The following is a 22,803-nucleotide window of genomic DNA, read 5'->3' on the forward strand; positions in this document are numbered from 1 at the left end:
TAACTAAACCACCACATTATGCCAAACACTGAAACTAAAAATTCGTTTTTAAAAAAGATAATTGCTTTAGTCCTAGGTTTTGGCCCTGGAATATTTGCCATTGGTTATACTATTGGCACAGGTAGTGTTACTTCAATGATTGTAGCAGGAAGTACCTATGGTATGCAATTGCTTTGGGTATTACTATTAAGTTGTTTGTTTTCCGGAATTTTAATGTTTGCTTATGGAAACTATGGATTAATAACAGGAGAAACAGGACTGTATGGTTTCAAGAAGTATATTAAAGGAGGTAAAGTACTTGCTATTATGGTAATCATTGGTATTTCCTTCGGGCAGTGGAATTCTTTAATGGGTATTCTTGGTATTTCTGCTAATATGCTTTATGAAATATTTGCAATGAATTTTGAGGGGCTAGTAGATTATAAATATGAAACCGTTTTAATAATAGCCATTGTTATTATTGCTGTTTTTTATGGTTTGTTATTAGTAGGGAAGTACACATTTTTTGAAAAGATATTGGTCATTTTTGTGACTTTTATGGCACTTTCATTTATTATTTCTCTGTTTTTTGTGTATCCATTACCAAAAGATGTGGTTATGGGATTAATACCATCCATTCCAGAGGTTCCAGGTGGTAAAATGATGGTGGCGGCTTTTGTTGGAACTACTATGGCGGCAGCTACATTCTTGTCGCGCCCACTATTTGTAAAAGGAAAAGGATGGACCATAAAAGATCTAAAACGCCAAAAGAATGATGCTATAACAGCGGCTATTTTAGTGTTTGTAATTAGTGGTGTAGTTATGGCAGTAGCATGTGGTGCTTTGTTTCATCAAGGCAAACCAGTAACTCAAGTACTAGATATGGCAAATACTTTAGAACCAGTAGCTGGTAGTTTGGCGGTTAGTATTTTCTTTTTTGGAACATTAAGTGCAGGTTTATCATCAATATTTCCTTGTTTATTAATAGCGCCTTTGCTGTTAGCCGATTATCAATCAGGAACGCTAGATACCAGTTCACGCCAATTTAAAATCATCACATTTATTGCTTGTTTAGTAGCGCTTATTGTGCCAGTATTTGGAGCAAACCCTATTGAAATGCAGATTTTATCTCAGGTGTTCAATGTGTTTGTTTTACCCATTGTTATTCTTGGAATCATATTCTTGGTTAACAATAAAAAAGTCATGAAAGGTTATAAAACTAGTCTTTTTGTAAATATTGGCTTATTTGCTTCATTGCTTTTCGCTTGTATTATTTCGTATAATGGGGTTTTGGCATTGTTTGAATATTTTTAATGTCATATGCTATTAAGAAAGTGATTTTAAAATGAATAAAATTTAGTTTATATGAATAAATTTATTGTCAAAGTAAGCTCGTTGGTGTTAATTCTTGGTGTCTTATTAGTGCTAAATAGTTGTAAGAAAAATTTAAAAGAGCAGGATGCTTCAATAAGCTCTAGTACTGCTAAAAAAGAAGACAATAAAGCACTTTTTGCAAGCGATGTTATTTCGTTTTCCAACCATTGGAATTTAATTTTAGGTGATGGCTCAAATGCAGGTCATCCAAACAATTTTGAACATAAAGATTTCTTTTATACCACAAATTATGACAAAGTGAATTGGGTCGTTTTTAAATCGCCTAATGGAGGCGATACACATGGAACTTCAAACAATACAAGAACCGAATTGGCTCAGGTGAAAAAATGGTATCCTGCAACTGCTGATGATAAACTAACGGCTACACTCAAAGTAATGAATGTGTCGGCTACTGGTGATGCTCGTGTAGCGGCTTCGTATGCTGTAGTTGTAGGTCAGATTCATAGCGCTGATGAATTTGAAAACGAACCGCTAAAAATATTCTACAAAAAATTCCCTGGTCATACCAAAGGTTCGGTGTTTTGGCATTACGAAATCAACACGGCAGGTGATGATAATTCAGGGAGATGGGATTATTCAACGGCAGTTTGGGGCAACGATTTCTCTGTTGTTGGCTCTACTGAAAACACCTATCCAGAAGAGCCTAAGGTCGGCATTGCATTGGGCGAAGAATTTAGTTATGAAATCGTGGTTAAGGATGGTATTATGAGTTTAAAATTTAGTAGCGATGGGCACGAAACTAAAACGTTTACAAAAAACTTATTAGTATCTGAATATACAACTACTGCTGATATTCCTCAGCAAACTAAAGATTTATTCTTTCCTATTGGTCAGGACGGTGTAGAACGTAAAAATGCCTACGCTGGCGAAGGTTGTTTTTTCAAGCTAGGTTCTTACAATCAGACGAATGGAAAATCTCCTGAAGTAAACAGAAACTGGTGTTCTGGAGCTGAGACGCATGCTGGTGATATTCAAAAACAATATAAAGACGGAAACTATGCTGAAGTTTGGTTTAAAAAAGCAAGTATTCAGGTAAGTGATGCAGCTGTATCTAATGAAGGCTATTTTACTAAAAATGATTAAAATAATTTTGGAATAAACATTATGAAAAATAAATTAACTGGCAAAAACATACTTATTACAGCAGGTGCTCAAGGCATAGGGGAATCAATCACTAAACACTTTATAGATAGTGGTGCTAATGTTGCAATTCACTATTTTTCTAGTGCTGATACTGCCAACCAATTGAAAGCGTATGCTATTAGCAAAGGGCAAAAAGCTGTTGCCATTAGTGGTGATTTAACTAATGAAACGGATGCAAATGCTTTGGTAGATAAAGCTGTTGAGGCTTTTGGTGGTCTAGACATATTAATCAATAATGCAGGATCACTTGTTGCCCGCAGAATGCTCAACGAAATGGAAACTGAATTCTGGAATAAGGTTATGGATATTAACCTCACCTCTATGATGTTTGTAACGCGAGCTGCATCACCGCATCTAGCAAAAAACGAGGACAGCAGTATAGTCAATTTAGCATCACTTGCAGGTCGAAAAGGAGGGCACCCAGGTTCTCTAGTGTATTCTACTAGTAAAGGAGCTATCTTAACGTTTACAAGAGCGCTTTCTTCTGAATTGGGTCCTCAAGGAACAAGGGTTAATGCCGTTGCTCCAGGTCTTATTCTTGGGACTTCATTTCACAATACACATACAACAAAGGAGTCAGCGGCTGAAACAACGGCTGGTATCCCAATCCAACGAGCAGGTAACGCCGATGATGTAGCAAGAGCAGTATTATATTTAGCATCCGAATACGACGGATTTATTACTGGAGCCACACTAGACATCAACGGAGGCGTTTACAACATGTAATTCCCTATTAGTTTTTTGTTTGCAACACGGAACGGAGACCGATATTTTAAAATCAGTACTCAAACTAACAAGTGATATATTTCTTTCTTATGATTTACTTTTGTTCTAATTACTTAGCTATCAATGCATTAGTTGAATCATTATCAAAATAAACATAGTTAAAATTATTTTGAAAAGTGAATAATATTTGTATTTTTGGTAAACCAAAATTGGTAAACCAGTGTGGTTAACCAATAAAAAATTCTCCATTAAACTAAATATTTAGTCATGATTAAAATTACCTTTCTCTTAAAAGAGTTTAAACTTATAAATAATCAAGCAGTACTATTTGTATTAGCTTTATTATACTCTGTAACGTTGTTTTCTCAAGATATGACCTATAATATTGATGATCCTGAAAAATTAGAGGATCAGACTTACCTGCCCGGAGATGTAATCATATTGGCAAATAATACTTACAGTTCTGATGCTCGTATAGACTTTGTTGGTAACGGTACGGCAGATAAGCCTATTACATTTAGAGCAGAAACACCAGGTGGGGTTATTTTTGATAATGGTTTACAAATGAATATTGGTGGAGATTATGTAGTTGTAGATGGTTTTCACTGGCAGGGTGGTTACGGCGCGAGCAATTTTATTCAATTTAGAAATGGTACTGATTATGCAAATCATAGTACCATTCAGAATTGTGCTATCGATGGTCTGGGAATACATCCAGACGACGTCGCGGATGATATAGCCGATAATTCGATTACAAAACACAGATGGATTGTATTGTACGGCACTTATAATACGGTAATTAACTGTTCATTTATGAATAAAGTAAGTGCAGGTGCTTTGATTTTAGCAGAATATCAATACAATGCCGAAGATAATCGTTGCACAACAGTTGGTCATACAATTAGCAATAATTATTTCTATAAATATGCGAAAATGGATCCCTCCTTAAGTAATTCTGGAGATAGTGAAACAATACGAATTGGTACTAGTGAATACCAAAATGTAAATAGTAATGTAACAGTGAGTAATAATTATTTTGTTGAGGCCGATGGTGAAAATGAAATTATCACTAACAAAAGTAAAGGCAACATATATACTAATAACACATTTAGAAAATGTAGAGGGTCTTTAGTATTGCGTCATGGTTCTGATGCCACTGTTGATGGGAATTACTTTTTAGGTCATAATGTTGATGGTACAGGCGGTATTAGAATTACCGATAGTAACCATACAATAACAAATAATTACATTCAAGATTGTATAACAGTTGTTGACCAAGCCAAGTGGAATAACGGTATCACGTTTATAGGAGGCGGCAGTAGTGCTGCTGTTGTTTGTTCTTCTACAAGTACTTCAAACGGCTATCAAAAATCTGAAAATATTAACGTTTCTAATAATACCATTATAAATACTAATGCACCACTGTATTATAATGAAGATAAAGGGTCTACCGATCCAACCGGAACAGTGTCTAATAACTTAATTTATTTTGAAGATAATAGTGCTCCAAGGCATTCAGATGTAATTTCGGGTGATAGTGCTAGTGCATTTGATAACCTTGGTACCTCATTAACTTATTCTGGAAATGTTTATACAGGGACTATGCTAGGTGCTACGACCACAGGTTTTTCTGAAGAGAATGCAATTACTGCAACTCCCGATGGTGAGATCTTTACGTTTTCAGGAACTAGTTCTGCAGGTAAAGGTGCCGATATGGGAGCTTATGCCCCAACAACAGATGAAATGGTTGGTTACGGCATTGGTGCTTGTTTTATAGATCATGATGGTGACTCTATACTTGATGGTGATTGTACTATTGAAGTTATAGAATCTTTAACTGTTAGTAGTTTGTCTCCACTTGTGCCAGAGGCTGGTAGTTATGATGTTACAGTTAATGCTAATGTAGGTTGGTCTGCAGTGTCTAATGATGGGTGGATTTCTATTGATGTTACATCAGGTACTGGAAATGCAACAGTTTCTGTTACAGTAACTGAAAATGCAACAACTACTGAAAGAGTTGGTACGGTAACATTTACTCAAGACCCCGGAGGTGATGGTATTGTTAGAATTTTAACGGTTACTCAAGAAGGGGCAGATTTAACGTCCTTGTATGATCTTATTAATGATGTGTCTGGAGGTGGGCCAGTTTCTATTCATTCTTGGTCTACAGAATTTAATCCTGGAAAACCTGAAGAGAATGTATATAAAACTCTAGATAAAGTTAATTCCAATTCATCTATTTGGGCCGCAGAAGATGGTGCACTTGTTGGTGGAGATTACAAAGGAGATGGCGAATACATTATTTATGATTTGGGTGCTGATTACGATCTAGATTTAATACAGTTTAGCACCACCGATAAATCTGATCCTTTTGGATATCAAGTTTGGATGTCAACCACAGGAACAGATCCCGGAGATTTCACTATGATATTGCCAACTACTGGAGCCCTGTTATTAACAACAAAAACCGGCACAAATGATTTCAATCAATATGAAATTACAGAAACTGCGCGCTATGTAAAAATGATTGGTTTTGGAAGATTTAATAGTGCTGGAGATACAAGAACAAGCGCTTGGAGTACTATTGCAGAAATTGAATTCTTTGGCACTCAAAATGGCTTATCAACTACCGATATAGATTTAGATAGTGTATCTATATTTCCTGTACCGTCTAAAAATATTTTAAATATTAAAACCTCGGGAGTTGGTATTAGTAAAGTTCATGTCTATAGTTTAGATGGTAGACATGTGCTAAACAAAGTTGAAAGTACTCCTAAATCTGAAACTTCGCTTGATATTTCATCATTATCAAACGGAACCTATCTTATTAATTTTTCGAATGAAAATGGTTTAAGTGCATCTAAAATGATCATTGTTTCTCATTAATTGACTGAAACACAAATATTTTAACAAAATAAAATTTGGAAAACGTCTAATAATAATTATATTTGGGAAACCAAATTGGTTTACCAGTTTGGTTTCCCAAAAAACATTAGCTTTTAGCCTTTCTTATTTATGTTCATTTTTAGTTTCTAACCTTTAAATTATATAGTATGAAAACAAAATTACTTTTTACATTATTGCTAATTACTTTTTTAGGGTATTCGCAAACTTATGATAATACTAAATATTGGATAAGTGAAATAGTAGCAAGCTCACCAAACAGTTCAAGTGGTTTTATAAATGATTCTGATAATGCGTCATTAGAGCCATATCAGTCTGATGTAGATGATGTTATAGAATACTATGAATTTAGAGGAACACCAAATGCCACAATAGAAAATGATGTATACTTTATTGCAATTGATGGCGATGATGAGGCTGTAGGAGATGTGCAAGATGCAATAGATTTAAGTGGTTTGCAATTTGGAGCGAATGGAATTTTAGTTATAGTTGCAGATGTTACAATGAACAATGGTACTGGTGCAGTAGACTTGGTTGGTCTTGATATTAGTGGTACTAAGTGGATTAACCCTTGGGCTACGGCTTTGGCGAGTTCTGGTGCTAACGTTGTTACTGTACAATTAGTTGCAGATACTATAGATTGGACCGATGAAAACCCAAGTGACGGGACTAATGAAACTCTGAATAAATTCAATATTTCTTCTAGAACACCGGATATAGGGTATGATGGTAGTTTTAATGACCAGAGTTCTACATATATGATTGTGAAATCAACTGCAGGTAACCCAAAAAACGAACTTGTTGATACTACAGGTCCTGATGGCGTACTTGATGGTGCAGCTACAGCTTGGACTATTTATGATGCGGTTACTATCCTGGATGATGATGATACTACAGAATATGCTTATAGCGGAATTATTTTTGCTGAAGATCCTGATGGAGCCCTACCAGTTGCTCAAACTATCGTTTATGATACTTCTACTTTCCCGTCTGCCTCAATAGTAGCCCTTAACCAGTATCCTAGTTATGTGGCAAGACAGGGAACTAAGACTGGGAATTCAGCGACTATGGATGCTATTCATAATGATGATTGGATGGCCGGTCGTTTAAATTCACTTTCATATCCTGATTGGGGATTCAGTAGTACGGATGATAGAAATTTTCCAGCAGATCCATTGCAAAGTTCAAATCTTAGCGATCATGGGGCAACAATTGGAGAAGTTAATGTTGATTTTGCTGCACTTTCAAATGAAGATTTTATTGCGTCAAACTTCAAAATATACCCTAACCCTGCTAAGGATATTGTAACAATAGAATCTAACAATATTGAAGTGTCATCAATAAAAATTTATGACATTTTAGGTAAACAAGTTTTTGCACAAAAAGGGTTAGCTTCTAAGGAATTAAATATCTCTCATCTTAATTCAGGAATATATGTTTTAAGAATAGACACCTTTGAAGGTGCTCTAAACAAAAAAATAGTAGTTGAATAGTAAGTAGTATAGTTTAGTTGACAAAAGAAGGTCTTTATTAATAAGTAAAGGCTTTCTTTTTATCTCAATTATTTTAAAATTCTTTTATGAATAGATTGTTTCTTCTTGTTTTAGTTTGTGTTTTTATTTCTTCTTGTAAGAAGGGTGCAAATGAATCAGGTATTCTTGTAAAAAATATTTCTGAGTATAATAACGCTGTTTCTAAAGCACAACCAGGTGATGTCATTATACTTGCCAATGGCGTTTGGAACAATGCTGAATTGGTTTTTGAAGGTGAAGGAACTAAAGAAAACCCAATTACATTATCAGTAGAGGAAAAAGGAAAAGTTACTCTGGAAGGGCAATCAAATCTTCAAATTTCTGGAGAATATTTAGTTGTTGAAGGTTTAGTTTTTAAAAACGGATATACGCCAACAAATGCGGTTATTTCATTTAGAAAGAATAGAGAAGAAATGGCAAATAATTGTCGTTTAACAGAATGCGTTATTGATAATTATAATAATCCAGAACGCCATGTGCAAGATTATTGGGTAACCATCTACGGAAAAAATAATCGTATTGACCATAATCATATTGTTGGTAAAAAGAATTTAGGTGTTACCATGATTGTTGGTTTAGATACCAAGGAAAGTAGAGAAAACAAACATAAAATTGACCATAACTATTTTGGACCGCGTCCAACCTTTGGCAATAACGGAGGCGAAACCCTAAGGATAGGAACAAGTCACCACGCTCTTGAAAACTCTAATACTTTGGTAGAGTCCAATTACTTTGATAGATGTAATGGTGAACATGAAATTATTTCCAATAAGGCTTGTCAGAACACCTTTAAGTATAATACTTTTTTTGAATGTACAGGAACATTAACCATGCGTCATGGAAATGAAACTATGGTAGATGGTAATGTGTTTATTGGTAATGGTAAACCTAGTACCGGAGGGGTTCGTGTAATCAATGAAACCCAAACAGTTATTAATAATTATCATATTGGTTTAACGGGTTATCGTTTTAGAGGTGCTTTTGTTATGATGAATGGTGTCCCAAATTCACCACCTAATCGTTATGTGCCAGTTATAGATTCTAAAGTAAATAACAACACTTTTATTAATTGTGACCATATTCAGCTGTGTGCTGGAAGTGATTCAGAAAGGAGTACACCGCCTAAAAACTCTGAGATGTCAGATAACATTTTTTATCATGAATCAAAAAGTAATTTATTCACTGTTTATGATGATATAAGTGGGGTTAGTTTTCAAAATAACATCCAAGGAAAAGATTTAAAAACAGATATTTCTAGTGGTTTTGAAAATGCTGATATTCAATTGGTGAAAAACGCACAAGGTTTTTTAATCCCTCAATCAGACAAAATAAAAACAAAGGTTGAAATAAGTCCAAATATTGCAACAAAACAAAACACTGGCGTAAGCTGGTATACAAAAGAGGAATCATTAGTGGCGTTGAACAGCGGAAAAACTATTCAAGTAAAAGCGGAATTGAATAGTTTGTTTGATGCTGCTAATAATTCTCAGCCAGGAGATGTTTTAGTACTAGAATCGGGAGAAACGTATTTACTTACTAAGGCGGCTAAAGTAAAACATCCTTTAACAATTAAAACTTTTGGAAAAGAAAAAGCAACCATATTGTTTGAGCGTATGATGGCTTTTGAAATTCAAAACGGAGGAAGCTTATCAATTGAGAATATTTTGTTTGATGGTGCTAAATCTCCAGACTATGCTGGAAATGCGGTAATAAGTACTAGTAAAAAATCAATGACAGAGAACTATAAATTGTTTATTGATAATTGTGAATTTTCAAATTTAGTAGTAAATCATTCATTTGATGTATTAAGAGTTTCTAAAGGAACATTTGCAGATACCATCAGCATTACCAATTCAACGTTCAAAAATATCACTGGACATGTTACGGCTTTAGATAAAGAAACTGATGATATTGGAGCATACAACGTTGAGTATTTTATAATGAAAAATAATATATTTAAGGATGTTCAGGGAGCTGCTTTGAGATTATATAGAGGAGGAAAGGATGAAAGCACATTTGGGCCATTTTTGGAAGTAGATCATAACGTGTTAGATAATGTGGGGCATGGTAAGAAGAACAAATACCAAGTAGCCATATCATTATACGGTGTTCAGGTTAATGATATTAATAATAATATTTTCAATAATTCCAAAGGGCTTAATATGCATTTAGTGGTAGGAGAGCCTATAGTGAACGTATTCAATAACAATTTTTACAATTCTGATAAAATTACGGTGACTGGTGATGAAAAATATAACGTAAAAAATCTTTGGGAATTTGATCCTAATCTGAAAGACGATTTTTATTTAGGTGACAACTCTTCTTTAAAAGGTAAAGGAACTGACGGATTAGATCTAGGTGTAATTTCAAAATAACGCTATGCAAGTATCAAAATATATAAAATCAAGTTTATTATTAGCACTTACAATTGCGGTTGTATTTTCTTGTAAAGAAAAAGAAACCAAAGAGATAAACTCGGTTTCAGAATCAACACATCCAAGTTTAATATTAACAAAACAAGGTGTTAAAGAAATTAGAGCAAATTTAGGTAGTATCCCCATATTTGATAAAACGCTAGCTGCTACTAAAAAAGAGGTTGATACTGAAATTGAAAATGGTTTTGATGTTCCTGTTCCAAAAGATTATTCAGGAGGATACACCCATGAGACTCATAAAAAGAATTATGTGTTAATGCAAAAAGCAGGTGTTTTATATCAAATTCTTGAAGATGACACCTATGCTCAATTTGTTAAAGATATGTTGTTTGACTATGCAAGACAGTATCCAACATGGCCTGTTCATCCAAAACCAAGGTCTTATGCTAGAGGTAAACTATTTTGGCAATGTTTAAATGATTCTAATTGGTTGGTTTATACCAGTCAAGCTTATGATTGTATTTACGATTTTTTAACAGAAGAAGAACGCAATACTTTAGAAACAGATTTGTTTAGACCTTTTGCTGATTATATATCAAAGGAGAACCCACAATTTTTTAATCGTGTTCATAATCATGCTACTTGGGGTAATTCGGCTGTAGGAATGATGGCATTGGCTATGGGTGATGATACTCTTTTAGATAGAGCATTAAATGGTGTTAAAGATGTTAATTTTAATCCAGATGAAAAAGATAATGATGGAGGTTATATTAGAAAAGATGGCCAGAAAATAGGTTTTTATGCTAATGTTGATGAACCTTTTTCACCAGATGGTTATTTTACCGAAGGACCTTATTATCAGCGTTACGCTTCCTACCCCTTTTTAATTTTTGCCCAGGCGCTTCAAAATAAAAAACCAGAACATAAGGTATTTGAGTATAAAGATGGTGTGCTTATAAAAAGTGTGAATGCTTTATTAAATTTATCTGATGTTGATGGTGATTTCTTTTTGTTAAATGATGCTCAAAAAGGTATGTCCTATTTCAATGCATCCTTAATATCTACTGTAGATATTGGATATCATTTTGGAGGTAATGATCCAGGATTATTAAGTATTGCCAAAAAGCAAGATGAAGTTACCTTAGATGATGCAGGTTTAGCTGTAGCCTTAGGTATAAAGGCAGGTAAAGAAAAACCGTTTATTAAAAAATCCATTGAGTTATCTGATGGTGCCAACGGAGACGAAGGTGCAGTTGGAGTTATACGTAGTTATGATTGGGAGTTGGTGTTTAAATATACGGCACACGGATTGAGTCATGGGCATTTTGATAAGTTATCATATGCTTTATTTGAAAATGGTAATGAGGTTGTTCAAGATTACGGCATGGGTCGTTTTGTGAATATTGAACAAAAAGGTGGTGGTAATTACTTAAAGGAAAACAAAACTTGGGCAAAACAAACCATAGCACATAATACAATTACACAAAATGAAAAATCACAGTTTAAGGGTAAATATGATATAGGTAGTAAACATCATTCAAACAAGTATGTATTTAGTGTAGCAGATGAAAATATTCAAGTTGCAAGTGCAAAAGAAGAAAATGCGTATCCGGGAACTAAGCTTCATAGAACTATGGTTACAATCAAGGATGAAGATTATAATAACCCTTATGTGTTAGATATAATGAGAGTATCTTCTGAAAAGTCAAATCAGTATGATTTGCCATTTTTCTTTTTAGGACATATTATGCAAGCCGATTTTGAATATAACAAATTGAATGAGCCAGAAGTTTTAGGAAAGTCAGATGGATATCAGCATTTATATAAGGAAGCCAGTGCATCTGCTAATGGAAGTAACATCAAATTAAACTGGTTGTTAAATAATAAATTTTATACATATTCAGCGGTAACTTCAAAAAATGATGAACTTATTTTTGGCAGGATCGGAGCAAATGATCCGGACTTTAATCTACGGAATGAGCAAACATTAATCTTAAGGAAGAAGGATGTAAAAGATGCCTTGTTTGTTTCAATTATAGAATCACACGGAACATATTCTCCTGTATCTGAACTAGCAGTTAACGCTTATAGTAATATCAAAAACATTTCTGTAATGCATAATTCAAAGGAATATACTGCAATTCAAATTGAAACAAAAAAAGATAAATCAAAAGTCTTTATCATTTCAAACGAAAATAATGATAAAGGTGTAGAACATAAATTAACAATAAACAATATAGAGTATACCTGGGAAGGTGCTTACATGTTTACAGAAAACAAATAAATTATAAATTATGAAAAGATTTAGTGAAAAGTATGTCGTTGCAAAAGACATGGAATGGGAAGAACTTGGTGGCGGAGTGTCAAGAAAGTTCTTAGGTTACGATAACCAAATTATGATGGTAAGAGTGAAATTTGAAAAAGGAGCGTTAGGTTCTCCACATCAACATTTTCATACGCAGGCTACCTTTTGTGCTTCAGGGAAATTTGAATTTGAGATTGATGGAGTAAAGCAAATTGTAGAAGCTGGAGATGGTGTGTATATTGAACCTAATTTATTGCATAGTGCAGTTTGTTTGGAAGAAGGGGAGCTAATAGATACATTTAGCCCGGTAAGAGAAGATTTCTTAACTGGTGATGGAGTGTCTTATTTTGGAGATAAGGAATCATAAAAAAGAAGCCTATTAGTACATTTCGTGAGGATTTTTATGGATTAGTAAATTGTTAAAAATGAAAATTTATTTGTTTTAACAAAAAAATAACATATATTTGGAAAACCAATTTGGTAAACCACTTTGGTAAACCAAGAAAATACTAAACTAAATGTCTAACGCTTTTGAAATATAATTCTTCATTTATGAATAAAAAATAAAAAGGGATAGGTGTGCACCTATCCCTTTAAACCATTTACTTCTTGTCGGATTGAAGTAAAATCCAATACACAATATTGCTATGCAATAGCATGTAACTTCAAAACTACTAAAAATAGTTGAATAGTTCTCTTTTGTTTAGCAATTAGTGTAATTGAGTGAAATTGATTTAGTGTGGAAACATACTAATCAGACTGAAACAATATTAACTAAATTAAACAAATTATGAATTTAAAAATTAGACTAACTCTAATTGCAGTGTTGTTGTTCAATGCTGTTTTGATTGCACAGAGTGGAATTACTGTTAAAGGTACGGTCGTATCTGCTACAGATAATGTTCCAATTCCAGGTGTAAATGTTATTGTGGTGAATACCACAAAAGGAACTACTACAGATTTTGACGGAGCTTATCAAATTGAAGCCGATAAGGGAGATGTTATACAATTCTCTTATGTTGGGTTTGTAAGTCAATCGGTAACTGTCGGTGATCAAACAACAATTAACGTTTCATTAGAAGAAGATTTTGCTGCTCTTGAAGAGGTTGTAGTTGTAGGTTACGGAACTCGTAAAAAATCTCATTTAACTGGAGCCATTGCAAAAATTGGAGGAGAAGATGTTGCTGCTGTTCAGGCTGCACGTGTAGATGATGCTCTAGCAGGTAAATTGCCTGGGGTTTTAATACAAAATCAAGATGGTGCACCTGGAGCAGATCCAAAAATTCAAATTAGAGCGGCCTCTTCTATTTCAGGTGATTCAAGTCCTCTAATTGTCGTTGATGGGTATCCTATTTCGGGGAGTATAGCAACTGTTAATCCTAACGATATTGAAAGTTTAGAGGTATTGAAAGATGCAGCTTCGGCCGCCATATATGGTTCAAGGGGGGCAAATGGTGTAATTTTAATTACCACCAAAAAAGGAAAAGAGGGTAAGGTTAAGTTTAGTTATAATAGCTACTTAAGTACCTCTAGCAGATACAGAGATAACATTCTTCAGTCTGGACCAGAATGGGCATCAACTGTTAGGTCTGGTATTTCTTCTGGTAAATTTGACGTTTCACATCTTGATCCTGCTTTTGTAGAATTTAGGTTAAGCGCTTATGAAAATTCTCCTGGAGCAATTAGTCCAGAAGATTGGCTTTTCAGGAGAGGTAATACAATGAGTCATGACTTTAGTATGAGAGGTGGCTCTGAAGATGTTAAAATCTTTGCATCGGTTGGTTATCAAAATACTGAAGGTATTGTAATTACTCAAGGTTTTGAAAGATTAAACGCACGTCTGAATGTTGATGCCAAATTGGGAGATAAGTTCAAGACGGGAGTTAGTTTCAACGGATTTTCAGCTGAAAGAGATATCGTTGGTCATGATATGAGAGATTTATTAAGGTCATATGGTGTCCATCCTGTTTACCATACTGCTGAGTCTATTGCTTTTGTTCAAGCACTAGATGGCGAAGCCCAAGCTTTAGGATTAGCTGCATTCGATAATGGTTATAGAGGTTCAGGATATGAAGCTAGTAGTATATATGAATTAGAACCGGGTATGGCGGCACAAGATTGGCATTACGGTAGAGCAAATAACGGTATTGGTGGTTCTGGTGATGCTGGTCCAGCAGCTAAACTTGATAATACTGAAAGTTGGGAAAAAACTTTTTTCGGTAATGTTACTGGGTATTTACAATACAGCCTTATGGAAGGGTTAGATATAAAAACTGTTTTAGGTGGAGATTTAAGAGATACTCAAAACTATTCACACAGATTACTTGGATTTGATTCTAGAGCTCGTGATTCTCAGACTTTCATGGATCAAGTGGATTTAAAAGTGTCTTCTGTTTTAAGTGAAACTACCTTAAGTTTTGCAAAGGAATTTGGTAGTCATGATGTATCTGCTGTTGCTGGTCTTGAATTTCAAACTACAACTTTTAAGGGTACTCGTTTAGATGGTTCAAATATTCCAGATAACGCGATTTTAAATTTTAACCTTTTAGCACCAGCTGATATTATAGTAACAGAGAGAGATGAAACTCGAGTTAGAGAGAGTGTTTTTGGGAGAGTAAATTATGCCTATGATGATCGTTTCTTAGTATCGGCATCGGTAAGAAGAGATGGTGATTCTCGTTTTGGAGCTAATAAAAAATATGAAACATTTCCAGCACTTTCTTTAGGATGGAATTTACACAATGAATCTTTCTTAGAAGACCATAATTTTATAAGCCAGTTAAAGTTAAGATTTAGCACAGGGTCTTTAGGAACAACTTCTTTTTTAGGTTCTTATGATTCCTTGAGTCTTTTAGATGCGGCCGCAACTGTATATGGTACAGGATTTCTAATCCCTACTAACGTTGCAAACGCTGATTTAACTTGGCAAACAAATACAGAAACTAACTATGGTCTTGATTTCGGATTTCTAAATAATCGTTTTAGACTTGGTGTAGATTATTATACATCAGATATTGAGGATATTTTAATTAATCAAAGTGTCTCCGAGGTACTAGGTACGCCATCTATTGTACTTAATTCAGGTGATGTTAGAAGTTCTGGATTGGAATTTGAATTTACTGGTAATTTAATTAGCAATGATAATTTCTCTTGGAGTATGGGAGCTAATTTATCTACTGTTTCTACAGAAATTACTGATTTAGGAGGTTTAGATGAGTTGCCTCAGCAAATTTATGGTCAAAGTGGCAGAGGACCTGTTTTTAGAAACTATGTAGGAGGTCAGATAGGTGAAATGTGGGGATTAGAGACCATTGGAGATGTTGAAATGGAATATATTGCTGACGTTACAAGACATCCTAATAATGCTACAGGAGAATCTTATGTTGTAGATCAAAATGGAGATGGGGTAATTGATAGAACAAGAAGCGTTGAAGACGGAGGAGATTTAGTTAAAATTGGTCAAAACACACCTGATTTTTACTGGGGTATGTCACATAATTTGACATATAAGAATTTTGATATGTCTTTACAATTTCAAGGGTCTCAAGGTGGAGATGTTTACAATATAGATCCTCTTTATTATGGGTCTCAATGGGGAGGCAGAATTAATACTGCTAAGTTAGATGCAAATGGAGATGGTTTAGCGGATAATAATGGATTGCCTTGGGAGCGAAATAGGAACCAAACAGATGCCATGATACAAGATGCATCTTATATAGCTTTAAGAAACCTAACTATTGGTTATACTTTTGATTCTGATGTGATGGGTAAAATTGGCTTAAGTTCTTTAAGGGCCTATTTTGCTGCTACTAATTTATTATACTTAATGGGAGATGATTATACATCTTATAACCCAGAGGGTGTAGAGATTACCAATGATGGTTATGCGGGGCCTACAACATATGGGGTTCAAGTGGGAGCTAGTCCGATTGTAAGAAGTTTTACATTTGGTTTAAATGTTAATTTTTAAATAAAGAAAAATGAAAAATATATTTTTATTATTTGGGGCGCTATTATTAATAACAGCATGTTCGACGGATTTAGATCAATCCCCACCAAATATTGCTAGTTCTGATTCTTTAGATGATTTTACTGGCGTTTTAAATGCAGCTTATTACTATCAATTGGGTAGTACTACACCTATGGCCGTTATGGGTGAGTTTAGAGCGGATAATGCTTTTATGTTTGAGGCTCCTTATACTGAATTTGATACTTATGGGCCTAATTTAACAACAATGGAAGATCAATTCTTTGGGCCTTTTTATACGGCATTATATAAGTCTATATTAAGTGCTAATAATGTAATTGAAAATTCGGTTAACGCTACTGAAGTCGCTGAAGCAAAATTTTTAAGAGCTTTGTCTTATTTCAAACTAGTGCAAGTGTTTGGAGATGTTACTGTTAATTTAAGTGCTTCACCAAGTCTAACAGATACATCAATTTTAGTAAGAAAACCTGCCGCTGATGTTTATAATAATGTTATAATCCCTGATTTGCAAGATGCTATTGCTGTTTTAGATGCTGAAATAGTTGATGGTAGAGCTTCTAAATATGCAGCTCAAGGTATTTTAGGTAAGGTATATATGGCTATGGGAGATCATTCTAGTGCTGTACCGCATCTTGCTGCCGTTGTAAATGGTGCTTCTGCTGCAGGAATTGCTTTAAAAGGTGATTTTGATGAGATTTTTGGTGCTGCAAATGAAGTAGCGAATTCAGAAATCATATTTTCAACACAGATTGTTAGTTCTATAATAGATGAATATAGTTTTGCTTCTCGTTTTTGGAATTGGTTTGTTGGAGATGATTCAAAATCTGATTTTCCGGTAGATCCTGATTTAGTAGCTGCATTTGATGCTAGTGATGCAAGCGGTGGTGGTACAGATTTAAGAAGAGCAGTAACATTGCATACAGACGGTACAACCGCTATAAAATTCCCGAAAGAAGGAGGCTTAGGTAGTGAACATGATTGGATTGAGTTAAGATTAGCCGATGTTATTTTGTTATATGCTGAGGCCTTGAATGAAACGGGTTCTGCTGCATCTACTGTACTTCCTTTATTGGATGATATAAGAACAAGAGCTGGTTTGAATAGTTTAACTGGTACTGTAAGTTCACAAGCAGACGTTAGACAAGCAATTGCTGATGAAAGAAGATTAGAGTTGGCCTTTGAAGGACACAGATGGTTTGATTTGGTCAGAACTGGTACGGTTGATGCTGAAATGGGTGAATCAATTAATAGTAATTTTCATGTATTTCCAATTCCGGTTTCAGAAATACTAGCAACTAAAGGAGTAATCACTCAAAATGCTGGTTACTAAGTCTTAAATAAGAGATTAAATTTACTTACTGATCTTAAATTTATATTGAGCTTCTCTTCAATATGAATTTAAGATCAGTTTTTTTTATAATGATTAAAAGTGTTTATATAACCCAATGGTTAATTACTATAATTAATTTATTAAAACCATAGAAAAATAAAAATGTTAAAATTGAAATTTAGTTTGAATTAACAGAAAAATAACATATATTTGGAAAACCAAACTGGTAAACCAATTTGGTTTTCCAAAAACAAACTAAGCTAAATGTATAGCACTACTAAAAAAACCATTTCTATATGAAATAAAAAAGAAAAAAGGACAGGTGCACGCCTATCCTTTTAAGACAATTTACTTCTTTTCGGAGGGAAGTAGAATTTAAAACACGTCATTATTTAACAAAGACATGCAATTTTCAAAATTACAAAATTTTATTTGAAGATTCTGTTTTTGTTTAGTGGTTACAGATAGTTTCTAACTATCAGATTAATAAAGGTAAAATGTTAATCAGACTTAACAATTTTAAACTAAAAAGACAAATTATGAATTTAAAAATTAGGCTAACGCTAATTGCAGTATTGTTCTTAAATGCTGTATTAATTGCACAGAGTGGAATTACCGTAAAAGGTGCCGTTGTATCTGGTACAGATAATATTCCAATTCCTGGTGTAAATGTTATTGTGGTAAATACTACTAAAGGTACTACCACCGATTTTGATGGAAACTATCAAATTCAAGTTGACAAGGGAGATGTTTTACAATTCTCTTATGTAGGCTTCGTGTCTCAAACAATAATTGTAGGAGATCAGGCTACAATAAATATAGTTCTTGCCGAAGATTTAGCAACACTTGATGAGGTTGTTGTAATTGGTTATGGAACTCAGAAAAAATCTCACTTAACAGGTGCTATTTCTAAAGTTGTTAATGAAAATTTAGATCAAATTGCAGTTGCAAGGGTTGATGATGCTTTAGTAGGTCAGGTTTCTGGGGTAAATATTCAGGCAAGTTCAGCTGAAGCCGGTGCTGCGCCTACTATTACGGTTAGGGGTTTTGGATCGATTACTGCTGATTCTGGACCAGCCGTCGTAGTTGATGGAGTTATTGTAGATGCTAGTTTTCTAGGTAACTTAGATATGAATGATGTTGAATCTTTTGAGGTTTTAAAAGATGCAGCTTCTGCTGCTATTTATGGTAGTGAAGGTTCTAATGGTGTGATTTTAATTACAACTAAAACTGGTAAAGAAGGAAAAACTAAATTTTCTTATAATACGTTTACTGGTTATAAATCAGCCTTTGGAAGCGAAGATTACAAGAAAAGCATAACGGATTGGGCTGCTAAGGAACTGGCTGAAACTGGTCAGATAACAGAAGCATCGCAGTATGCGCTAAAGATAGTTGAAGTTACTGGAATTGACAGAGATTGGCAAGAGGTTTTCTTTGATGGAGGATTTATTACAAGTCACTCTTTATCGGCAAGTGGAGGTACTAAAGACACAAAATTCACTTCGTCATTAAGATATTTACATGATGAGGGTGTTGTAATTACTGATGACTATAAATTATATTCCGCAAAATTGAAGTTAGATAGTAAATTAAGTGACAAAGTTAAATTTGGAATAGATGCTACGCCTTCTTATTCTAAAAGAAGAGCTTTGCCTACTTCAATACATAACCCAATACGTCAATCACCTTGGTTGCCTATTTATCATTCAGAGGAAACTTTACAATTTATAAATAGAGATGCTTACCCTAATGTAGGTGTAGGAGATTATTTTTATGAGAATCATTTGGTTGAGTTAGATTTAGATGGTAATGGTAGTGATAATAGACCACGTACATCTGGTGATGCTAACCCTTATGCGCAATATGCAGAAAGAGAGCATTATGAATTCAATACTAAATTATTAGCTCGTACATTTTTACAGTATGAAATCATGGAAGGTCTTCTTGCTAAGACATCATTGGGTGTGACTTTAGAGCAACGTAAAAGAACTAGATGGGATGGTACTAAACACCATGCATCTGGAAATAGTAGAGCGCAGTATTTGTTACAAAATAGATTTAGATCAAGACTAATATCAGATAACACCTTATCTTTTAATAGGTCATTTGGTAATCATGAAATTAGTGCTTTGGCAGGTATGACTATTCAGAAAAGAAGAGCTGAAACAAGTCAGATTGTTGGTACTGGATATACTAATGATTTACTTAAAAACTTGCAAGGAGCTACAACTATTGTTTCAGAAGGTGAATTCAATATAGAACAGAACAAAATTGGATATTTTGGTAGGATTTCTTATGTTTTTGCAGATAAGTATTTATTAAACGCGTCTTTTAGACGAGATGGTAGTTCGGTTTTCGGAGTACAATCTAAGTGGGGTAACTTCCCTGCAGCATCAGTTGGTTGGAATGTACACAATGAAAATTTCTTAAGTGAAAGTGATGTTTTAAGTAAACTAAAGTTTAGAGTTAGTTACGGTCTTACAGGTTCTGAAAACTTTAATGTTGGAGATGAATTGGTTAACGCATGGCCTTATCTGGCTCAGTTAGATAATACCAATGCTATTGTTGATGGTGGTATTTCAACTGGAGTTTCTCCTAAGAATATTGCAAATGCATTGTTACAATGGGAAGCATCTGAAGAATTTAACCCTGGTGTAGATTTTGGATTTTTAAATAACAGAATTTCAGGTTCATTAGATTACTATGTAAGAACTAGTGACCAATTATTATTAAATAACCCAGTGTCTTATGTTACTGGATTTAATAATGGTATTGTGAATTTAGGTAAAGTAGAAAATAGTGGATGGGAATTAGAGTTGAGAACTAAAAATGTTTCTAGTGAGAAATTTTCTTGGAATACAACCTTAATCGCTTCTACTAATAAAAATGAATTGCTTGATTACGGTGAATCTGATGGAGCATTAACAGAAGATGGATGGGGTAGAAATTCTCAATGGATAAATTCTGTAGGTAATCCTATTTCTTCTTTCTATGGCTATGTAGTAGATAAGGAATTAGCAAATGAATATTGGGATTCTCCTTGGCTTCCAATTAACGGACAGTCGGAAGATGTGATTGTGAAAGATTTAAATGGAGATGGTTTAATTACTGATGGAGATAAAGCTATAATTGGTGATCCATACCCTGAAATCATTTGGAGTTTGTCAAATGAATTCAAATTTGGAAATGTAGATTTCTCATTTATGATTCAAGGTAGTCAAGGTGCTGAAGTTAAAAACATTGGTGATCAGTACTTCTTTTCTCAGTGGAACGGAGCTACTTCTGATGAACAAGCTGTTGTAGATGCGGGAATTATTGATGATGCTTCATTCCTTAAGCCTAGAGTTCAAACCAACGATGTTGTTATGAGTGCAGGTTATTTTTCTTTAAGAAATGTAAATATTGGTTATACATTACCGCAGGATGTTGTATCAAAATTAGGGATATCATCACTAAGACTATATGCTACAGGTCAGAATTTGTTGTATATAACCTCTGATGATTATCATGGTTTTAACCCAGAATTTATTGATAATAATAACTCACCTCAGTCTTATGGTGCTCAAAGAGCGGGAACACCGTTATTCCGTACCATGTCAGTTGGTTTGAATCTTAATTTTTAATCATAGAAAAAAACATTAATTATGAAATATATAAAATTTTTAATTCTTGCTGTTACAGGAGCCATGTTTGTTTCTTGTGATCAAGATGAGTTTTTAAATCCTTTACCAGACTCTGCTATTGTTGCTGATAGTTTTTTCCAATCAGATGATGATGTTTTGGCTGCTATTATTGGGATTTATGATGCCGTACAAGGCGTTAATGAAAATACAGAATCAAGTTCGATAAGATTTAACAGAGGAGTACAATTGGAGTATCTTTTAACTGAACATCGTTCTGATAATACTAGAAGTAAAACACTTGAGGGCTCAAGAGCCGATTTTCATAGATATATAGTTGAGCCTGATAATGTTCAGTCTGAGGATTATTACCAATCTATGTATGAGATTATTTTTAGAGCTAACAATGTTTTAGAATATGTTGATAATGCAGATGCGAGCAATCTTAATAGATATACTGCTGAGGCTAAGTTTTTAAGAGCTTATGCTTATTTTAACTTGGTAAGACTGTACGGAGATGTACCATTAGTAACTAGAGTAGCAGGTTCTGATGAAAAGGAATTACTTTTTACAAGAGTTGCGGTAGAAACAGTGTATGCACAAATAGTATCAGATTTACAAGAAGGGGTTACTCATTTAAGTAGCGGACACAAAGCAAGAGCTTCTAAAGCAGCAGCTCAATCGTTATTAGCTAAAGTATACTTGACTCAACCAACACCTAATTATTCTGGTGCAAGACAATTGTGTGAAGATGTTATTAATAGTGGTGAGTTTTCTTTAGAATCTAATTTTAGTGATGTTTTCTATAACGAATTGAACGATGAAATTATTTTTGCTGTTCAGTACTTAGAAGGAAATCCAGATGAAAGTCAAGGGTTTTCCTCAGAGTTTACATCTTATAGCCGTCAAGGTAGACAAGATGGACTTAATATAGTTAATCCAAATCTTGCTGAAGATTTTATTGCCTATGGAGGTAATAGAACTGCAGCTTCCTATTCTGCTTTTGGTGATGATGTTAACCTTCCTGTGCCAGAAGACGCAGAGGTGATTAAGTTTTTACCTTTTGGATCTGATATTTCTGATACAAACCTACCTACATACGGTGATGCACCTTCAAATGCAGGTAATGATTGGATTATTTTACGTTATTCTGATGTCTTATTAATGCATGCAGAGGCTATTATGGCAGGTGGAGATACTGCTGATAGTAGTGCTATAGATTCTTTTATGGAAGTTAGAGTTAGGGCTGGTTTTGATCCTGTAGGAGATCGTCCAGCTGTGTTGACTACAAATCTTTTACTCCTTGAAAGACGAGTAGAATTGGCCTTTGAAAATCACCGATTCTTTGATTTGTTAAGATTAGGAGTTGCGCATGATGTATTAGGGGCACATGCTACTCTAAAAGGATATACTAGTTATAATATTAGAAGATTATTATTACCAATTCCATCAAGGGAGATTAATTTAAGTGATGGTCTTTTGACTCAAAACCCTCAATAATTAATT

General features: G+C 34.2%; 12 protein-coding genes. All 12 read left to right on the forward strand.

Going from position 1 to position 22,803, the window contains the following annotated elements; genetic code table 11:
• Window positions 1–18 precede the first annotated feature (18 nt).
• Complete coding sequence (locus FUA22_RS01555; protein ID WP_147765906.1) at window positions 19–1,293, forward strand: Nramp family divalent metal transporter; 1,275 nt, start codon at window positions 19–21, stop codon at window positions 1,291–1,293.
• Window positions 1,294–1,344: 51 nt separating this feature from the next.
• Window positions 1,345–2,457 carry a polysaccharide lyase family 7 protein gene (locus FUA22_RS01560; RefSeq protein WP_147765908.1) on the forward strand — a complete coding sequence of 371 codons (1,113 nt, stop codon included), beginning with the start codon at window positions 1,345–1,347 and terminating at the stop codon, window positions 2,455–2,457.
• A 21-nt stretch (window positions 2,458–2,478) separates the two neighbouring features.
• Window positions 2,479–3,243, forward strand: coding sequence for an SDR family NAD(P)-dependent oxidoreductase (locus FUA22_RS01565; protein ID WP_147765910.1), 765 nt, complete (start codon window positions 2,479–2,481; stop codon window positions 3,241–3,243).
• 267 nt (window positions 3,244–3,510) lie between these two features.
• Window positions 3,511–6,129, forward strand: a complete 2,619-nt coding sequence (locus FUA22_RS01570; RefSeq protein ID WP_147765912.1) for a chondroitinase-B domain-containing protein — start codon at window positions 3,511–3,513, stop codon at window positions 6,127–6,129.
• A 167-nt stretch (window positions 6,130–6,296) separates the two neighbouring features.
• On the forward strand, window positions 6,297–7,640 hold the full coding sequence (locus FUA22_RS01575) for a T9SS type A sorting domain-containing protein (RefSeq protein ID WP_147765914.1): 1,344 nt from the start codon (window positions 6,297–6,299) through the stop codon (window positions 7,638–7,640).
• Window positions 7,641–7,726: 86 nt separating this feature from the next.
• Window positions 7,727–10,054: a chondroitinase-B domain-containing protein gene (locus FUA22_RS01580; RefSeq protein WP_147765916.1), complete on the forward strand. Its 2,328-nt coding sequence runs from the start codon at window positions 7,727–7,729 to the stop codon at window positions 10,052–10,054.
• A 4-nt stretch (window positions 10,055–10,058) separates the two neighbouring features.
• Window positions 10,059–12,338: a heparinase II/III domain-containing protein gene (locus FUA22_RS01585; RefSeq protein WP_147765918.1), complete on the forward strand. Its 2,280-nt coding sequence runs from the start codon at window positions 10,059–10,061 to the stop codon at window positions 12,336–12,338.
• A 10-nt stretch (window positions 12,339–12,348) separates the two neighbouring features.
• Window positions 12,349–12,726 (forward strand): cupin domain-containing protein, encoded by a 378-nt coding sequence (locus FUA22_RS01590; protein ID WP_147765920.1) that lies wholly within the window; start codon window positions 12,349–12,351, stop codon window positions 12,724–12,726.
• A 423-nt stretch (window positions 12,727–13,149) separates the two neighbouring features.
• Window positions 13,150–16,329: a SusC/RagA family TonB-linked outer membrane protein gene (locus tag FUA22_RS01595; protein WP_147765922.1), complete on the forward strand. Its 3,180-nt coding sequence runs from the start codon at window positions 13,150–13,152 to the stop codon at window positions 16,327–16,329.
• A gap of 10 nt (window positions 16,330–16,339) precedes the next feature.
• Entirely contained in the window at window positions 16,340–17,677 is a 1,338-nt protein-coding gene (locus tag FUA22_RS01600; RefSeq protein ID WP_147765924.1) for a RagB/SusD family nutrient uptake outer membrane protein, read from the forward strand.
• Between the two features lie 539 nt (window positions 17,678–18,216).
• On the forward strand, window positions 18,217–21,300 hold the full coding sequence (locus FUA22_RS01605; protein ID WP_147765926.1) for a SusC/RagA family TonB-linked outer membrane protein: 3,084 nt from the start codon (window positions 18,217–18,219) through the stop codon (window positions 21,298–21,300).
• Window positions 21,301–21,321: 21 nt separating this feature from the next.
• Window positions 21,322–22,797: a RagB/SusD family nutrient uptake outer membrane protein gene (locus FUA22_RS01610; RefSeq protein ID WP_147765929.1), complete on the forward strand. Its 1,476-nt coding sequence runs from the start codon at window positions 21,322–21,324 to the stop codon at window positions 22,795–22,797.
• Window positions 22,798–22,803 lie beyond the last annotated feature (6 nt).

Origin of the sequence: Seonamhaeicola maritimus (genome assembly GCF_008056315.1) — a bacterium.
GTDB classification, from domain to species: domain Bacteria; phylum Bacteroidota; class Bacteroidia; order Flavobacteriales; family Flavobacteriaceae; genus Seonamhaeicola; species Seonamhaeicola maritimus.